Source organism: Actinopolymorpha sp. B11F2 (assembly GCF_040195635.1).
Taxonomy (GTDB): Bacteria; Actinomycetota; Actinomycetes; order Propionibacteriales; family Actinopolymorphaceae; genus Thermasporomyces.
In genome coordinates, this window is record NZ_JBEFTX010000023.1 from 79,381 (window position 1) to 95,480 (window position 16,100).

Here is a 16,100-nt window from a genome sequence, read left to right on the forward strand (position 1 = left end):
GATCCGTTCAAAATGGCGGATAACGGGTGGAGGGCGGGACCTTGTCACGAGTTCGGCCGGGCATTGGTCCAACCGCCGTGGTGGTCTGATTGCACACCGTGGTGGTCGGTGAATAATGAGCGAAATCGCCGTGAGGATGGAGAGAACGGGCGATAATCCGAAGGCCTGCACAGCTATTGCGGAAAGCAACGTGAATTGCACGTCGGGTGACCGGAAGGGCTTTCGAAGTGTCATCAGGTTCTTGCTACGGCGAATCCGGCCACGGGATCACGCGCAGCTCGGGCCATTCGTGGAGCCATCGCGCCGTCTTCGACAGGTAGACCTCCCGCGGCGCGACCCCGCTCATGTTCGGGCGGAGCACCAGCCCGAAAACATCGGACAAGCCATGCGGCGCATATGTCCGCCACCTTTCGGTGTCCGGGTCGAGACGTACGCCCACACAGCAGGTGCTCACCGGGAACGAGTCGATCGCCTCCTCGGTCGAGGCGTACGTGGGACAGGGAATCCCGAACCGCTGCGAGTACCACAGGTGCACCCGCGCCTCGTTGCGGATCTCCACCTGGGCGTCGATACCTGCAAAGGCGTCAGCGCCGCTCCGAATCACCGCGTCCTCGGCAGCCCACGACAGGTCGCTGTCGTCGAAGTAGAACAGGTCGTAGTCCTTGATGCCCGCCGTCGGTGCGCGTCCGGTCATGGCGTTCCAGACGGTCTGAACGAGGCATCCAGCGGTGAGATACCACCCCGGCAAGGCGAGCTCGGCTGCCCGGTGGAGCACGTCGACCAAGACCGGATTCGATCCGAGCGTCTCGCGGAGGAGATGGATCTGGTCCTCGAGTGGAAGTCGGGCCGGGTGCACGCCGATGTGGTCCACCACGGCAGGATAGGGGCGCCGTCAGACGTCCGACGGATGGAGGAGGGCGCTGGCGGCCCGGCATGTCTGCTGCACATCCGCTTGACGGTGCGACCGAGAGGGAAGGGCATATGAGCGCAGAAGGGGGCACCAAGGCCATCGTCGCGGCCTTGCTGGCCAACCTCGGGATCGCGGTGACGAAGTTCCTGGCGTTCCTGCTCACGCGGTCCTCGTCGATGCTTGCCGAGTCGATCCACTCGGTCGCCGACGCGTCCAACCAGGTGCTCCTGCTGGTCGGCAAGAAGCGCTCTGAGCGGGACGCGACGCCGCTGCATCCGTTCGGCTACGGCCGTGAGCGCTACATCTATGCGTTCATCGTCGCGATCGTGCTCTTCAGTGTGGGTGGGCTGTTCGCGTTATACGAAGGCTGGCACAAGATCCAGGAGCCGCACGCCTTCGAGCACTGGCAGTGGGTACCCGTCACCGTCCTCGTGGTGGCCATCGTCCTGGAGAGCTTCTCGTTCCGTACGGCCATCGTGGAGGCCAACAAGGTCCGCAACGGTGCGTCGTGGGTCGCGTTCATCCGGAGGGCGCGGAGCCCGGAGCTTCCGGTCATCCTGCTCGAGGACCTCGCGGCACTTCTCGGCCTTGTCCTCGCGCTGATCGGCGTGAGCCTCACTCTGATCACCCACAACGGCGTGTGGGACGGGATCGGCTCGGTCGCGATCGGTCTGCTGCTGGTGTGCGTCGCCGTCGTCCTCGCCGTCGAGATGAAGAGCCTGCTCATCGGGGAGTCCGCGACGAGTGAGCAGGAGCAGGCGATCGAACGCGCCATCGCGGCCGAACCGCTCGTCGAACGCATCATCCACATGAAGACCCTGCACCTCGGCCCCGAGCAGCTGCTGGTCGCGGCGAAGATCGCGGTTGCCGCGAGCGACTCTGCCCACCAGGTCGCGGCCGCCATCGATGCCGCGGAGGAACGCATCCGCGCCGAGGTCCCGATCAGCACGGTGATCTATCTCGAACCCGACCTCGACCGAGCCGCGTCCACGGCCGATGGCAGGTGACGGGACGCCGGCACCGGTCGAAGGAGAGCCGGCGAACCTGACGGCGCGGCGGCGGCTCGGCGTCTTCTGTCTGGTAGCCGGCGGCGTTCTCGGCCTCGACATCGTGACGAAGGTCCTGGCCGTCTCCCACCTGGAGGGCCGGGAACCGCTCCGCGTCCTGGGTGGGCTCGCCTACCTCCAGGTGATCCGTAACCCCGGTGCGGCGTTCTCGATGGCGTCGGGCCTGACGGTCGTGTTCGCGCTCTTCGCCGTCGTTGTCGTCGTGGCCCTCGGGTGGATCGCACCGAAGGTGCGGTCGGCGCTCTGGGCGGTCGCGCTCGGGCTGGCCCTCGCGGGCGCGTCGGGCAACCTCGTCGACCGGCTCTTCCGTGCGCCGGGACCCCTGCGTGGACACGTGGTCGACTTCGTCTCGCTGCTGCGGCCGGACGCCGGGTTCTTCCCGATCTTCAACGTCGCCGACGCGGCGATCAGCTGTGGCGCCGCGCTCGTCGTGCTGTTGACCCTCCTCGGCCGGTCCTACGACGGGACGGTGGTGCGGAGCGGGTGGAGGCGGTCCGATCCCACCGCTATCGACCCCTGATCCGCCGCGGCGGGGGGAGTACGCCGCTTCTGCCGAGCCAGCGCAGCGCGCGTTCGCGGTCGATGTCGACGGCACGTTCCGCGGGCGTGGGGACCCGGCCGAGACGTTCACCGAGCTCGCGGACGGCGGCACCGGTCGCGGGCTCTGCCATCGCCCGCAGCGCGAACGCGAGCGCGACCGGACTGATGTCGTAGGCCTCCTCGAGCTGGACGGCGAACCTGATCGTGGCGAGGTCCTCCTCGGCGTACTTCCGGTGCCGGACGGTCGGGCTGCCGTCACGTCGGGTGTTTCGTTCAGGCGTACGACCGGGAGGGACGAGGCCCAGCTGTTCGCGGTAGCGGAGCATCCGGGGGGACATGCCGAGCGCCTTGGCCGCATCCGTGATTCGCATGAGCGTAATTCTGACATCATTGCGTCAAGAAGTCGTGTCTTCGCTGTCGCACGGGCAGTGTCGGCCATAGAGTCGCTGACGGACCTGGCCGCGGCACAACACCACCGAAGCGGCCACACACCCGGCATGAAGGACACAGATTCATATGGAGGGCAAAAAGCCCATGACGTTCGATTTCAAGGTGAAGGACCTCGGCCTCGCCGAGTTCGGCCGCAACGAGATCCGGCTGGCTGAGCACGAGATGCCCGGCCTGATGGCGCTCCGCGCCGAGTTCGGCCCGAGTCAGCCGCTCGCGGGCGCGAAGATCATGGGCTCGTTGCACATGACGGTCCAGACCGCGGTTCTCATCGAGACGCTCGTCGCGCTTGGTGCCGAGGTGCGCTGGGTGAGCTGCAACATCTTCTCCACCCAGGACCACGCCGCGGCGGCGGTCGTCGTCGGGCCCAACGGCACGGTCGACGCACCGGCCGGCGTACCGGTCTTCGCCTGGAAGGGCGAGACGCTCGAGGAGTACTGGTGGTGCACCGAGCAGGCGCTCGACTGGCCGGGAGGCGAGGGTCCCAACATGATCCTCGACGACGGCGGTGACGCGACTCTCCTTGTGCACAAGGGCGCGGAGTACGAGAAGAACGGCGCGGTGCCCGACCCCTCGACCGCGGAGTCGGAGGAGTTCGCGATCGTTCTCCAGCTGCTGAAGGACTCCATCGCGAAGAGCTCCGGGAAGTGGACCGCGCTCGCGGCCCGCATCAAGGGCGTCACCGAGGAGACCACGACGGGTGTCCACCGGCTGTACGAGATGGCGAAGGCCGGCACGCTGGCGTTCCCCGCGATCAACGTCAACGACTCGGTGACGAAGAGCAAGTTCGACAACAAGTACGGCATCCGCCACTCGCTGATCGACGGCATCAACCGCGGCACCGACGTGCTCATGGGCGGCAAGGTCGCGGTCATCTGCGGGTACGGCGACGTCGGCAAGGGAGCCGCGGAGTCCCTTCGTGGACAGGGCGCCCGGGTGATCGTCACCGAGATCGACCCGATCTGCGCGCTGCAGGCGGCGATGGACGGCTACCAGGTCACCACGCTCGAGGACGTCGTCGAGACCGCCGACATCTTCATCACCACCACGGGGAACTTCAACATCATCACGGCTGAGCACATGAGCCGGATGAAGCACCAGGCGATCGTCGGCAACATCGGCCACTTCGACAACGAGATCGACATGGCTGGCCTGGCGAAGATCCCGGGCATCGAGAAGATCGAGATCAAGCCGCAGGTGCACGAGTGGAAGTTCGCCGACGGCCACTCGATCCTGGTGCTCTCCGAGGGACGACTGCTGAACCTCGGCAACGCGACCGGGCACCCGAGCTTCGTGATGTCGAACAGCTTCACCAACCAGGTGATCGCCCAGATCGAGCTGTTCACGAAGACCGACGACTACCCGATCGGTGTGTACGTACTCCCGAAGCATCTCGACGAGAAGGTCGCGCGGCTGCACCTCGACGCGCTCGGTGTGAAGCTCACCGAGCTCACCAAGGAGCAGGCGGCCTACATCGGCGTCGACGTCGCGGGTCCGTACAAGCCGGACCACTACCGCTACTGAGCCGTCCGGCTGGGAGATGACCCAGTAGACAGTGACCTGTTGGAGGTTGGTCGGTCGCTATACCGACGGACCTCCAGCAGGTCCTTCTTTGGTAGCCGGCTCAGCTCGGCGGTGCGAAACCTCGCTCGGGGGGGTCGTTCGCTGGGATGCCGGTGTGGTCACCCGACCCGGGGTGCCCGGCGGACGGCCTGCCCTGCGGCCCCGGAGCTTGGCTGGACTCGCCGGTGAGCTGCAGCCAGAGCTCCTGGGAAGTCTGGTGTGGCTGGTACTCGTGCGGCTGGGAAGTCTGTTGCGGCTGGGAAGTCTGTTGCGGTTGTTGGCGGGCGAAGGCGCGGTTGCGACGTTCGCCGAGGATGGCAGCAAGGTAGGCCCAGGCGGGTACGCCTGGAGGCGGCGACGGCGAGACGTACTCCGCGACCGCTGAAGCAAGCCGGGCGCCGAGTGCATCCCTGGCCGGCGGCGCGAGGTCGTAGTAGCGGCCCAGGTAGTTCCGTGCCGACAGCGCCAGCTGGTCCGGCACCCGCGACAGCTCCGCCCGGGCCGCCCAGGCTGCGAGCTCTGCCGGAACCGGCGGCAGCGGGTTCGGCGCCCGCGGGCCGCGTTCCCTGACCACGACCGTGCCGGCCAGCATGTCGCCGACCCGCTTCCCGCGGGCGTTCAGCATCGCGGTGAGGAAGCCGACACAACCAGAAGTCACCAGGAAGTCGACGAACACCCCGCACAGGGCCCGGACGAAGGCCTGCCGAAAGTGCACAGGTCCGCCGTCGTCACGGACGACCCGCAGCCCGAGTGCGTACTTGCCCACCGTCTTGCCCCGGGTCAGTGTCTCCATCGCCGTGTTGTAGCCCACGAACGTCATGACCGAGCACGCGACGGCGAGGCCTGCGATCAGCGACTCACTGGCGTCGTCACCGACGACGAAGGCGATCGGGACCAGCAGCACCAGGAACGCGATCGTCTCCAGGAGCAGGTCAATGCCCAGTGCGATCGCGCGGGTCGCCGGCCGGGCGATGGCAAGCTCGAGGACGACCGCCTCGCCAGTTACGAGTTCGCTCACTGCGGTCCTCTCCGTCGTCGTCCTGCGCTTGAACTGGGGCTCCATTAGTGTGCCAGCGTGGATCTGGACGCGTACGTCGCCGCCAACCAGCCCGCCTGGGAACGCCTCGAGACACTGGTGGCGCGCCGTGGCCGGCTGAGTGGCGCCGAGGCCGACGAGCTGGTGATGCTGTACCAGCGGGTGGCGACCCATCTGTCCGTCGTACGCTCCAGTGCGCCGGATGCCGTGCTGGTGGGTCGGCTGTCCACGTTGGTCGCCCGCGCCCGTAGCGCCGTGACGGGCGCGCACACGCCGGCGTGGCGGGAGGTGGCGCGATTCTTCCTCGTGGTGTTTCCGGCGGCCGTCTACCGCAGTGCCCCCTGGTGGGTGCCGACCGCCGTGGTGTTCTTCGCGGTGAGCTGGGGGATCGGCTGGTGGGTGGCGGGACATCCCGACGTCCAGGCCGCGCTGGCGCCGCCGGAGGCGGTCAGGCAGCTGGTCGAACACGACTTCGCCGACTACTACAGCTCCGCGCCGGCCGCGGAGTTCGCGTTCGGCGTCTGGACCAACAACGCCTGGATCGCGGCAGGTTGCCTTGCCCTCGGTGTGTTCCTCGGCGTGCCCGTGATCAACATCCTCTGGCAGAACGCCTCCAACGTCGGCATCGCCGGCGGGCTCATGTGGGCCAATGATCGGGGGGATGTCTTCTTCGGCCTGATCACTCCGCACGGTCTGCTGGAGATCACCGCGGTGCTCGTGGCGGCAGGGGCCGGGATGCGCCTCGGGTGGACGGTCGTCCACCCGGGTCCGCGTACCCGCCTCGTCGCCCTCGCGGAGACCGGCCGCGCGACCGTCGGCATGGCGCTGGGGCTGGCGGTCGTCCTGCTGGTGTCCGGGGTGATCGAGGCGTTCGTCACGCCGTCCGGGCTGCCGACCTGGGCCCGGGTGGGGATCGGTGTCGCCGCTGAGCTGGCGTTCATCGCGTACGTCGTGGTGCTCGGTGGGCGCGCGGTCCGGTCCGGCGAGAGCGGCGACGTCTCCGCCGCCGACCGGGAGGACGTCCTTCCCACGGCGGCCTGAGCCTCACCCCGCCGTGACGCCGGCTTCTGCGCGTGGTCTTCATGCGTCCTCGGCTGCTTCTGGCCAGGTCCTCACGCACGTACGGATTCGGGATCAGACCGCCGTCGACGGTTCCGGAGCGGGCGCATGGCGACGCATTCGCAGGGCACCGACCATGACCGCGGCACAGAGGATCGGCAGCAGGCCGAGTGCGAGCGGCAGTGACGTGACGTGGGCGAGGGTGCCGATCGCGGGCGGTCCGACCAGGAATCCCGCCCACCCGGCGGTCGCGACGGCGGCGATCGAGTGTCCTGCGTGGCTGCCGGAGCTGGCGGCAGCGGCGCTGAAGCAGACGGGCACGACGCAGGCGATCCCGAGACCGTAGACGGCGAGCCCGGCGAGTGCGGCGAGGGGATGGCCGATGAGCAGAGCCGCGGCCAGTGCGAGCGCCCCGGCGGCGGCGAGGACCGCGACGACCGGGCCGCCGCCGTACGCGGCAACCCACCGGTCACCCATCGCCCGCCCCAACAGCATCGCGAGCGCGAACGCCGCGTAGCCGAGTCCCGCCACAGCTGCGGGTGCGTCGAGCGCGTCCCGCAGGTAGACCGCCGCCCAGTCGCCGGCGGCACCCTCGCACAGCAGTGCCGCGAACATGATGGCGCCGAGCAGCAGGAGCCAACGGTTGCCCCAGGGCAGGACGATGCGGTGGTCGTCGGCCGCCCGGTCGTCGCGGATCAGTGGCCGGGCCAGCAGCGGTGCGGCAACGGCCACCGCCGCTCCGATGAGGGCGAGCTGGGTGGCCAGGCCGAGCCCGATGCTCACGGCCAGGATGCCGAGTCCGGTGCCGGCGAACGCGCCAAAGCTCCACCAGGCATGGAAGCTCGACATGACCGGCCGTCCGTACGCCTTCTCGATCGCGACCGCCTGGGCGTTCATGGAGATGTCGAGCCCGCTCTGCATCGCCCCGAGCAGGCCGAGCGCGAGGAACAGGCCGAGCCAGGAGTCCGCGAGCCCGACCAGCGGTGCGACGGCACCGTAGCCGATCATCGTCACGATCATCGATCGCCGGCTGCCCGCCCGAGCGATGAACGTTCCGATCGCCAGCATCGCGAGTACCGAGCCGATCGGCCCGCCGAGCAGGGCCAGTCCGAGGGTGCCGTCGTTGAGGCCGATCCGGTCCTTGACCAGCGGGATGTGTGGCGTCCAGGACCCGAACACCACGGCGTGCAGCGCGAACACGATCGATGTTGCCGTCCGGGCCCGGACGGGCCGGCCGGGCGTCTCCGCGCCAGGGGTCCGCTGTGGGGTGTCTGGGCTCGCCTCGGGTGCGTCAGGCACTGACGATCTCCGTTCCGGACGTACGAAAGGCGGCGACCTGTTCCGCCGGGGCCTCGGGGTCGGTCACGATGACATCTATCTGGTCTGGTGCGCAGATACGGCTGAACGCCGTCGCGCCCCACTTGCTGGCGTCGGCGACCACGATGACCCGCTTGGCGGCGCGGATCGCCGCCCGTTTGACCGTCGACTCGGCGAGGTCGTGGCCGGTGAGACCGTCGCGGGCGGTGATGCCGCAGCAGCCGAGTACCACGGCGTCGAAGCGGAGCAGGTCCATCGCGTGCTCGGTGAGTGGCCCGACGAACGCGAGCTCGGTCGGTCGCAGGTCACCTCCGGGCAGCACGAGCCGGATCCCCGCCGCACCGGTCAGCGCGTTCGCGGTGTGCATCGAGAGGGGTACGACGGTGAGCCGGCGGTCCCTGCATGCCTGTGCCACCTCGAGCGCGGTCGTGCCGCCGTCGATGACGACGGTCTCGCCGTCGCGGAGGAGGTTCGCGGCCGCGCGGCCGATCCGGCGCTTGGGCTCGACCCCGGCCCGGCTGCGTACCGGGAAGGGCGTCTCCTCGCCGGTCAGCGCGCTGACGGCGGCACCCCGGACTCTGCGTACCAGGCCGTCGCGGGCCAGGGCGTCGAGGTCGCGGCGCACCGTCATCTCGGAGCAGCCAACAAGCCGCGCGATCTCGGGGACGGTGACCCGGTCGCGGGCGCGCAGTTCAGCCAGGATCACACCCTGCCGGTCCGAACTCTCCATGCGTTCATACGAACATCAACTGCGTTCGATCGCAATCCCCTGGTGAGGTCTCGGCAGCATCTGGACAGCGAGTGGCCCTCGTACGAACGCGAGTGTCGGCGCGGACTGGTAGACATCCGCCATGCGGTACGGAGTGAGCATGCCTAATTTCGGCGATCCCGCAGGCATCGTCGACCTCGCCGCCACGGCGGAGGAGTCCGGCTGGGACGGCTTCTTCGTGTGGGACCACCTGCAGTTCGACGCCGCCACCGGTCCACCGGTGCACGATCCGTGGGTCCTCCTCGGGGCGATCGCCGCCCGCACCACGCGGGTCAAGATCGGCCCGTTGGTGACGCCGGTGCCGCGACGACGCCCGTGGAAGCTGGCCAAGGAGGTCACGACGCTCGACCACCTGAGTGGTGGCCGGGCGATCCTGGGCGTCGGGCTCGGCGTCCCCGTGGCCGAGGAGTTCACTGCCTTCGGTGAGCCGTCGGACCGGAAGGTCCATGCCGCGATGCTCGACGAAGGGCTGGAGCTCATCGACCTCCTCCTGCGCGGCGAACGCGTCGACCACGACGGCGCGCACTTCCACGTGCACGCGAAGCTCGTCCCGGGCACCGTCCAGCGACCGAGGCCACCGATCTGGGTGGCGGCGATGCTGCCACCACGTGCGGGGGTGCGGCGAGCCCGCCGATGGGACGGCATCTTTCCCATCCACGCCGAGTTGGGTGCGCTCACCCCGGAGATGGTGGTCGGGTTGGCTGCCGAGCTGGACTCACGTCCCGGCTACGACATCGTGACCGCGCTCGGGCCGGACTCCGACGTGGCCGCGCTCGAGAAGGCCGGCGCGACCTGGGCGATCGACGGTCCGTCGTCCCCGGCAGAGTCGTTCGACACGACGCGCCGCCGAATCGCCGCCGGCCCACCCGGACGCTGAGACCGTCGGTCGATCGCCCGCCCGGACGGGGAACGACCACTTTTGCCCAAGCCGACGCGCAACCTTCCCCTTGCTCGTACTTTTGGGCCACGCGTGTCACACAGGGGTTGCTGGGCCTGTGCGGCGTGTCTGGGAGGGGCCTATGCGGAACTCTGAGGTGACTTGGAGGACCCAGCCGTCACCACGGCAGTAGCCGATGCTCACGCCCGTCATTCCCCATCGACGGGTCGGCGCGGGCAGCAGCAGAAGAGTCGAACAGATCACGGTCGTCGGGCCGAGTGGCGACGGCCCCGGAGCGTGATCGACGTGGCGATCCCGGTCTGTACTTCGCCGCCGGACTGTGTGGCGGGTGCTGGGCGGATCCCGCCGACGTGGGGATGGGCGAGGCCGCATGTGGAACGGAAGAACTGCGATGACCAGGTGCAGGGTGGCAGTCACTGCGGGCGGCGTATCAGCCCTCGTCGCGTTACTGGTGAGCGGTTGCGTCGCGGCGACGTGGGACGAGATCGAGGACTATTCCTTCACCCTGCGGTTGTACGACGGCAAGTGCGGTGAGAAACCCCGAGGCGCCTGGAGGCTCACTGTCGTGGGCGACGAGATCGCCGGCGTAGTGGCACTCGACGAGGTGGCCAGGAAGGGCCCGTTCATCGAGGGGGCGCCCACGCTCAAGGAGCTGTACGAGGGGGCCCTCCGCATCAAGAAGGACGGGGCCTACGACATCCTGCGCATCGACTATGAGACCGGCCCTCACGGGCGGCGCCCGGCTGGCGTCTATTTCCTCAGCCGGGATCGCGGGGAGGAGCTCTGTGAGACGTATACCGATTACCAGCCCTTGCCGATGTGGTATTGATCCGGAACGAGCCCGCGTCAGCCTCCGCGGCGAACGGCAACAATGCACTGCGTGCGCACGTCGTCTATCGCGCCGGCGCGCGTTGCGAGGTCTGCATCGAGCCCTGGTGGTGACCGAAGACACGTTGGCTGTGTCCTAGTCCTCTGCCCTGGTGCGTCCCGTCGAGGCCGGGATGCATGTCGAGGTAAGCAAGCTGACCCCGGCCGTACACCTCCTAGAGGCGACCGGCCTTCTTCAAGGCAAGATAGGTATCGGCCAACGCGGGCGCGATCAGGTCGGGAGGCTCGTCGACGACCACCAGCCCGAGGCGTTCGAGCCGAGCCGTCACCTGGCGGCGTTCGGCACGAGCCTGTTCGGCGGCTGCCGCCGCGTAGACCGCGACGGCGTCCCCGCGGCCCTGACGCATCGCTTCGACCTGCGGATCGGACACGGCCGCCAGGCTGACGAGGTGGCGGCGTGTCAGCGGTCCCAGCACCGGAAGCAGACCTTCGTCGATGACCGCGGCGTCCAGTCCGGTCAGCAGGACAACGAAGGACCGCTGGGTGGCGCGGAGGGCGATGGCGGTCGCGAGTCCGCGGTGGTCGGTCTCGACGAGCTCGCTGTCGACGGTCGCCATTGCCGCGCTGAACCTCGGCAGCACATCCTGCGGTCCGGCGCGCGTGACGTCGACCCGGACCCGCCGGTCGTACGCCAGCAGGTCCACGCGGTCACCCGCCTTTGTGGCCAGTGCTGCGAGCAACAGCGCGGCGTCCATCGCATGGTCGAGCCGGGGAGCGTCGCCGACCCGCCCGGCCGACGTCCGCCCGGTGTCGAGGACGACGAGGACGTGCCGGTCGCGTTCGGGCCGCCACGTGCGGACGACGACTCCCTGCCGCCGTGCCGTGGCCCGCCAGTCGATCGAGCGGACGTCGTCGCCCACGACATAGTCACGCAGCGAGTCGAACTCCGTGCCCTGCCCGCGCACGAGCACGCTCGCCCGCCCGTCAAGCTCACGCAGCCGGGCCAGCCGCGACGGCAGGTGCTTGCGCGACTCGAACGCCGGCAGCGCGCGGACGCTCCACGGCACGACGTGAGAGCCCTGGCGTGCCGCCAGGCCGAGCGGCCCGAAGGCCCGCACGGTGACGCGGTACGCATGACGGTCGCCTCGCCGGGTCGGTCGCAGCCGGGTGGTCACGCGGCGCCGTTCCCGGGCCGGCAGGTCAAGCACGTGCCGCTGGGTCACCGCACCGGCTGACGGCGGCCACGCGTCCCGGAGGACGCCGCGTACCCGTCGCCCGCCCGGATGGGAGACCAGGAGCGACACCGCCACTTCGTCGCCCAACCGCACTGACGTCGCACCCTCACGGACGAACGTCAACCGGCGTACGGAACCCGCCAGCGCCAGGTCGACGAGTGCCAGCGCCAGGACGGCTGCCGTGACCGCGACGATGCCGAGTCGCGAGGGTTCGACGAACGCCACCACCAGCGCGCCCGCCACGGCAAGCAGCGCGGTTCGGGCCGTGAGTGCCATCGCGGAAGCCCTACCGGGGCACGGGAACGCTGGCCAGGATGCCGTTCAGGACCGCATCGGCGGAGACACCCTCGAGCTCGGCTTCCGGCCGAAGCTCCACGCGATGCCGCAGCGCCGGAAGGGCGAGGGCCTTGACGTCGTCCGGCGTGACGTAGGTGCGTCCGGACAGCCACGCCCAGGCACGCGCGGCTCGCATCAGCGCCGTCGCGCCACGGGGTGAAACGCCGAGGCGCAGCGACGGGGACTCCCGGCTCGCCCGGCAGATGTCGACGACGTAGCCGAGGACCTCGGGATGGATCTGGACCTGTGCCACGGCCTGGCGAGCGGCGGCAAGCTCTGCCGGGCCGGCGACGGGTCGGACTCCTGCCGCGTCGAGGTCGCGCGGGTCGAAGCCGGCGGCGTGGCGACCGAGGACCTCGACCTCTTCGGTACGGGACGGCAGAGTCAGCGACAGCTTGAGCAGGAACCGGTCGAGCTGCGCCTCCGGCAGGGGATAGGTCCCTTCGTACTCGATCGGGTTCTGCGTCGCGGCCACCACGAACGGGTCGGGCAGGGGGTGGGCCGTGCCGTCTACCGAGACCTGCCGCTCCTCCATCGCCTCCAGCAGGGCCGCCTGCGTCTTGGGGGGCGTCCGGTTGATCTCGTCGGCGAGCAGCAGGTGAGTGAACACCGGTCCCTTGCGGAACTCGAACTCTGCCGAACGCGTGTCGTAGACCAGCGATCCGATCACGTCCCCGGGCATCAGGTCGGGCGTGAACTGCACCCGTTTCGTGTCCAGTCGCAGCGCCGCCGCGAGGGCGCGCACCATGAGTGTCTTGGCGACGCCGGGTACGCCTTCGAGCAGGACGTGTCCGCGACAGAGCAACGCGATGAGCAGGCCCGTGACCGCGGAGTCCTGCCCCACGACGGCCTTGCCGACCTCGGTGCGCAGGGCGACGAGGGCGTTCCGCGCGGACTCCGCGGTGGGTGTGGAGGGTCTGGTCACCGCTTCCTCACGGGTCACCCCTTCCTCACGGGTCACTGTTCCTTCACCGGTCACAGCCGGTTGGCTGGGCGCAGCCGCCTGGTCGGTCACGATCGGCGTACCTCCTGCTCCAGGGTGTCGAGGGCGTCAGCGAGTCGGACGAGGCTGGGATCGTCGTGGGGTTCCGGACCGCCGAGCCCGGCCAGGAGCGAAGCGACCTGGGCGGGCGGCTGACCGGTACGGGCGGCGACCGCGGCGGCCACCACGTCTGGCGCGGTTCCTGGCGACAACCCCAGCCGGGCCGCCAGTCGGTTCCGCGTCGCACCCCGCAGCGCGGCGGCCGCGACGTCCCGGGCCCGCGCACGATGGTAGAGGCGGGCGCGACCCTCCACCGCCTCGGATGCGCGGACGACGACCGGGAGTGGTTCGGCGACGACAGGGCCGAGCCGGCGGGCGTACGCCACCATCAGCAGCGCGACCCCCACCGCGACCTGCGCGACGCCGAACTGCAGCTCGATGGGCAGCATCCGGAGTACGTCCGGTGCCGCACCCGCCTCGGGTCGGTCCGCGAGGGGTACGTCGCTGAGCGAGGGGATGTACCACACCAGCGTGCGGTGCCGGCCGAGCAGGTTGAGCGCGAGGGCGGCGTTGCCCTCCTCGTCGAGCTGGCCGTTGGTGAACGACACCGACGTCCCGACGATGTCGACCGTGCGTTCACCGCGAGGACGGACGCCGGTGAGCCGGACGATGGCACCTCTGGTGACATCGCCGTAGCAGGTCGTGGCGCCCTCCGCCTCCGGGGCGCGGTACATCGGTCCGTCGACCCGGACGCTGCCGGCACGACGCGCCGCCGGGAGGTCGCAGCCGGGTTCACGCGTCCGCGGAATCGCGGATCCCGCGGTCAGGGCCTTCGGGGCCAGCGCCGAGAGAACCTCCTCGCCGGGTTCGGCGAGGACGAGGTGGCGTGTCTCGGCGCGGGCCAGCCGGCGTAGCTGGGACGGCACAAGCAGGTCCGACTGGGTCACCAGGACGGTCGTGTCGCCGGCGGCGGCCGCCAGGGCGGCGTCGAGGGTACGCACCCGCCGCACCTCGACCCCCCGGTCGGCGAGCAGGACGGCGAGTGCGCGCGCGCCCGACCTGCGCGCGGACTCCGGATCGAGCGGACCTCCGGTGGAGCGGCCCTGCAGGACGGCCATCAGGCCGCCGACGATGACGAGGACCGCCGCGATGGCGAGTGGCCCGCGCAGTCGCCGCCAGACGTCACCGCGGGTCGGATCGATCGACCGACTCCGAGCCGGGTCAGCGGGTGCGCTCGCGGTGTGCTCGGTCGACGCGCTCGGCGTGCGGTCGCCCGTCGAGCTCACGCTGCCGTCGACCGTCACGCTAGCCCTGCCGTCGACCGTCGAGCTCGCGCTGCCGTCGACCGTCGCGCTCGCGGTCGCGTCGACCGTCGGAGTCATCGCACTCCTGCCCTGCCGGCGAGGGCGCCGCGCCCCCGGATCCGGCGGGTGATGTCGTCGGCTTCCCGGATCGCCGCATCGTCCTCGGCCGCGGCCCTCCGGTCGCCGTAGGACACCTCGTCGAAGACCTGGGCCGCGGCACCTAGGGCACCCGCGGCCTCAGGGGCGAGCACGGAGACCTCGCGTGCGACCTCGTCGGCGGTGCGGCCGGGGCGCGGGTCGAGGATCGTGCGTTCCTCGAGCTCGCGGACCAGTGCCCGGAAGCGTTCACGGCAGGCGGCGGCGTAGTCGCCCCTTCCGGCAGCGGCGTCGGCCACCGCGCGGTGCTCGGCGGCGGAGCGTACGCGCCCGGCGAAGACGGTGCCCGCGGACACGCTCGCCGACCGCGCGACGGCGCCGATCCGCCACCGGATGATGATCACCGCGAGCACGACGAGCGCCACCAACGCGAGGAGTCCCCAGGAGCCGCCGGGCGACATCTCGGCGAGGTAGCCGAGGAGTTGGGCGGCGTGCTCGAACAGCCAGCCGAGAACCCGGGAGACCACGCCCGGCTCGTCGCGGTGGTAGATGCTCTTGCCGAGCTCCTCCCGGGCCGCTCGGGCCGCGTCGTCCCGCCCGATGTCGATCGGCGGATCCGGCGCGGCGAGGGACCTGTCCACGATCCCGCCCAGCACCTGCGGCATCACGCGGTCGCCCAGGGCGAAGCCGCTCCGGTCGGTGTCGCCGCCGCCTGGGCCAGCTCGATGTCGAGGCCTTCGCTCCGCATCCTCGCATCGACGTACACGAGGACGGTGACCGCGGACAGGAACGCGACCTGGAGCACCATCGAGGCGAGGTAGCCGATGCCGAACAGCAGACCGGCCACGATGATGCCGGTCGTGCTCTCTTCGCCGAACCCGACGGCGGCGCCGCTCCCCGCGAACATCAACGCCGTCTGCAGGATCGACGCGATGACGCTGACGACCAGGTTCGCGACGAACAGCACGCCGAACGTCCTGAACGTACGGCCCTTGATGAGGTTCCACGAACGAACGATCGACGCGAAGACGCCCAGCTTCTCCTGGTGGCCGTCCGGCATGCCGGGGTGGGCAGGGCGGGACTCGAGCACGAGCGCGGCCGCGGCCACCGCGAGCCGGGTGCCGACGACGACCATGGCGAAGATGCCGCCGAGCGTCACGACGATGCCCAGCAGGACGGCGAGTGCCACATGGATGAAGGTGGCGGCGACGACGATGCCGACCAGCACGCCGATCGCGATGGTCCAGCCGAAGCCGAGGACGAGGGTCAGCCCGAGCAGCCGGAGCAAGTGGGTCCGGGCGGTCGTCCACGCTTCGCCGACGGTGATGGGTCGGCCCAGGACGCCGCGGGCCACGGTGGCGGTGATCATGCCGGTGAGCACCATGCTGGCGATCCACGTCGCCAGCATCAGGCCGAACATGCTGGCACCGACCTGGATCCAGACGCTGTCGCTCACGTCGAGGAGTTCGTCGTCGCCCATCGACATCAGGTCGCCGAAGCCGAGGAAGAACGCCGCGACGCTGGCGACGCCGACCACCGCCATGATCGCGGTGGACATCCCGAGCATGATCTTCGGATAGCGCTGGACGGTGGTGAACGCTCCGTCGAGCAGCTCGCCGAATCCCAACGGGCGGAGGGGTACGACGCCCGGTTTGGGTGCCTGTGGCTTTCCCCAGGGAGTGGAGCCAGAGCCCCACGGCGGCGGTGGTCCCC

Annotated in this window: 16 protein-coding genes; 6 read left to right on the forward strand and 10 right to left on the reverse strand. The window is 70.0% G+C overall.

Annotation, left to right across the window (positions count from 1 at the left end; translation table 11 throughout):
* Nucleotides 1-244: 244 nt before the first annotated feature.
* Nucleotides 245-871, reverse strand: a complete 627-nt coding sequence (locus tag ABN034_RS30500; protein WP_349694436.1) for a nucleotidyltransferase family protein — start codon at nucleotides 869-871, stop codon at nucleotides 245-247.
* Nucleotides 872-933: 62 nt separating this feature from the next.
* Here ABN034_RS30500 and ABN034_RS30505 point away from each other — a divergent pair, with 62 nt between their 5' ends.
* Together ABN034_RS30505 and lspA are read left to right on the forward strand one after the other, a co-directional pair.
* Nucleotides 934-1,917 (forward strand): cation diffusion facilitator family transporter, encoded by a 984-nt coding sequence (locus ABN034_RS30505; protein ID WP_502879121.1) that lies wholly within the window; start codon nucleotides 934-936, stop codon nucleotides 1,915-1,917.
* A complete protein-coding gene (lspA, locus tag ABN034_RS30510) occupies nucleotides 1,907-2,497 on the forward strand; it encodes a signal peptidase II (RefSeq protein WP_349694438.1) in 591 nt (196 codons plus the stop codon). The genes ABN034_RS30505 and lspA overlap by 11 nt, the downstream gene beginning before the upstream one ends.
* Here the strand turns inward: lspA and ABN034_RS30515 are convergent.
* Nucleotides 2,484-2,888: a MerR family transcriptional regulator gene (locus ABN034_RS30515; protein WP_349327044.1), complete on the reverse strand. Its 405-nt coding sequence runs from the start codon at nucleotides 2,886-2,888 to the stop codon at nucleotides 2,484-2,486. The genes lspA and ABN034_RS30515 overlap by 14 nt on opposite strands.
* 163 nt (nucleotides 2,889-3,051) lie before the next feature.
* Between ABN034_RS30515 and ahcY the strand changes: the two genes are divergently transcribed.
* Nucleotides 3,052-4,488 carry an adenosylhomocysteinase gene (gene ahcY, locus ABN034_RS30520; protein WP_349694439.1) on the forward strand — a complete coding sequence of 479 codons (1,437 nt, stop codon included), beginning with the start codon at nucleotides 3,052-3,054 and terminating at the stop codon, nucleotides 4,486-4,488.
* 100 nt (nucleotides 4,489-4,588) lie between these two features.
* Here the strand turns inward: ahcY and ABN034_RS30525 are convergent, their stop codons facing one another.
* On the reverse strand, nucleotides 4,589-5,545 hold the full coding sequence (locus ABN034_RS30525; protein ID WP_349694440.1) for an RDD family protein: 957 nt from the start codon (nucleotides 5,543-5,545) through the stop codon (nucleotides 4,589-4,591).
* 57 nt (nucleotides 5,546-5,602) lie between these two features.
* On the opposite strand from ABN034_RS30525, the gene ABN034_RS30530 reads away from it, so the two are divergent.
* A complete protein-coding gene (locus ABN034_RS30530; RefSeq protein WP_349694441.1) occupies nucleotides 5,603-6,604 on the forward strand; it encodes a stage II sporulation protein M in 1,002 nt (333 codons plus the stop codon).
* Between the two features lie 93 nt (nucleotides 6,605-6,697).
* Here the strand turns inward: ABN034_RS30530 and ABN034_RS30535 are convergent, their stop codons facing one another.
* Together ABN034_RS30535 and ABN034_RS30540 are read right to left on the reverse strand one after the other, a co-directional pair.
* Nucleotides 6,698-7,921, reverse strand: coding sequence for an MFS transporter (locus tag ABN034_RS30535; RefSeq protein WP_349694442.1), 1,224 nt, complete (start codon nucleotides 7,919-7,921; stop codon nucleotides 6,698-6,700).
* Nucleotides 7,914-8,669, reverse strand: a complete 756-nt coding sequence (locus tag ABN034_RS30540; protein ID WP_349694443.1) for a DeoR/GlpR family DNA-binding transcription regulator — start codon at nucleotides 8,667-8,669, stop codon at nucleotides 7,914-7,916. The genes ABN034_RS30535 and ABN034_RS30540 overlap by 8 nt, the downstream gene beginning before the upstream one ends.
* A gap of 139 nt (nucleotides 8,670-8,808) precedes the next feature.
* On the opposite strand from ABN034_RS30540, the gene ABN034_RS30545 reads away from it, so the two are divergent.
* Together ABN034_RS30545 and ABN034_RS30550 are read left to right on the forward strand one after the other, a co-directional pair.
* Complete coding sequence (locus tag ABN034_RS30545; RefSeq protein WP_349694444.1) at nucleotides 8,809-9,585, forward strand: LLM class flavin-dependent oxidoreductase; 777 nt, start codon at nucleotides 8,809-8,811, stop codon at nucleotides 9,583-9,585.
* Between the two features lie 427 nt (nucleotides 9,586-10,012).
* A complete protein-coding gene (locus tag ABN034_RS30550; protein ID WP_349694445.1) occupies nucleotides 10,013-10,435 on the forward strand; it encodes a hypothetical protein in 423 nt (140 codons plus the stop codon).
* 214 nt (nucleotides 10,436-10,649) lie between these two features.
* On the opposite strand, the gene ABN034_RS30555 is transcribed toward ABN034_RS30550, so the two are convergent.
* The 5 genes from ABN034_RS30555 to ABN034_RS30575 form a co-directional block, all read right to left on the reverse strand.
* Nucleotides 10,650-11,945, reverse strand: a complete 1,296-nt coding sequence (locus ABN034_RS30555; protein ID WP_349694446.1) for a DUF58 domain-containing protein — start codon at nucleotides 11,943-11,945, stop codon at nucleotides 10,650-10,652.
* A gap of 10 nt (nucleotides 11,946-11,955) precedes the next feature.
* Nucleotides 11,956-12,930: an AAA family ATPase gene (locus ABN034_RS30560; protein ID WP_502879124.1), complete on the reverse strand. Its 975-nt coding sequence runs from the start codon at nucleotides 12,928-12,930 to the stop codon at nucleotides 11,956-11,958.
* A gap of 86 nt (nucleotides 12,931-13,016) precedes the next feature.
* Nucleotides 13,017-14,369 carry a DUF4350 domain-containing protein gene (locus tag ABN034_RS30565; protein ID WP_349694447.1) on the reverse strand — a complete coding sequence of 451 codons (1,353 nt, stop codon included), beginning with the start codon at nucleotides 14,367-14,369 and terminating at the stop codon, nucleotides 13,017-13,019.
* Nucleotides 14,366-15,052 (reverse strand): DUF4129 domain-containing protein, encoded by a 687-nt coding sequence (locus ABN034_RS30570; protein WP_349694448.1) that lies wholly within the window; start codon nucleotides 15,050-15,052, stop codon nucleotides 14,366-14,368. Before ABN034_RS30570 ends, ABN034_RS30565 begins: the two co-directional genes overlap by 4 nt.
* Nucleotides 15,052-16,014, reverse strand: a complete 963-nt coding sequence (locus tag ABN034_RS30575; RefSeq protein ID WP_349694449.1) for a hypothetical protein — start codon at nucleotides 16,012-16,014, stop codon at nucleotides 15,052-15,054. Before ABN034_RS30575 ends, ABN034_RS30570 begins: the two co-directional genes overlap by 1 nt.
* Nucleotides 16,015-16,100 lie beyond the last annotated feature (86 nt).

Coding starts and splice junctions, on each gene's coding strand:
- ABN034_RS30555 (WP_349694446.1), bottom strand. CDS start 11,945: ATGGCACTCACGGCCCGAACCGCGCTGCTTGCCGTGGCGGGCGCGCTG.
- ABN034_RS30570 (WP_349694448.1), bottom strand. CDS start 15,052: ATGCCGCAGGTGCTGGGCGGGATCGTGGACAGGTCCCTCGCCGCGCCG.
- ABN034_RS30565 (WP_349694447.1), bottom strand. CDS start 14,369: ATGACTCCGACGGTCGACGCGACCGCGAGCGCGACGGTCGACGGCAGC.
- ABN034_RS30545 (WP_349694444.1), top strand. CDS start 8,809: ATGCCTAATTTCGGCGATCCCGCAGGCATCGTCGACCTCGCCGCCACG.
- ahcY (WP_349694439.1), top strand. CDS start 3,052: ATGACGTTCGATTTCAAGGTGAAGGACCTCGGCCTCGCCGAGTTCGGC.
- ABN034_RS30505 (WP_502879121.1), top strand. CDS start 934: ATGTCTGCTGCACATCCGCTTGACGGTGCGACCGAGAGGGAAGGGCAT.
- lspA (WP_349694438.1), top strand. CDS start 1,907: ATGGCAGGTGACGGGACGCCGGCACCGGTCGAAGGAGAGCCGGCGAAC.
- ABN034_RS30540 (WP_349694443.1), bottom strand. CDS start 8,669: ATGGAGAGTTCGGACCGGCAGGGTGTGATCCTGGCTGAACTGCGCGCC.
- ABN034_RS30515 (WP_349327044.1), bottom strand. CDS start 2,888: ATGCGAATCACGGATGCGGCCAAGGCGCTCGGCATGTCCCCCCGGATG.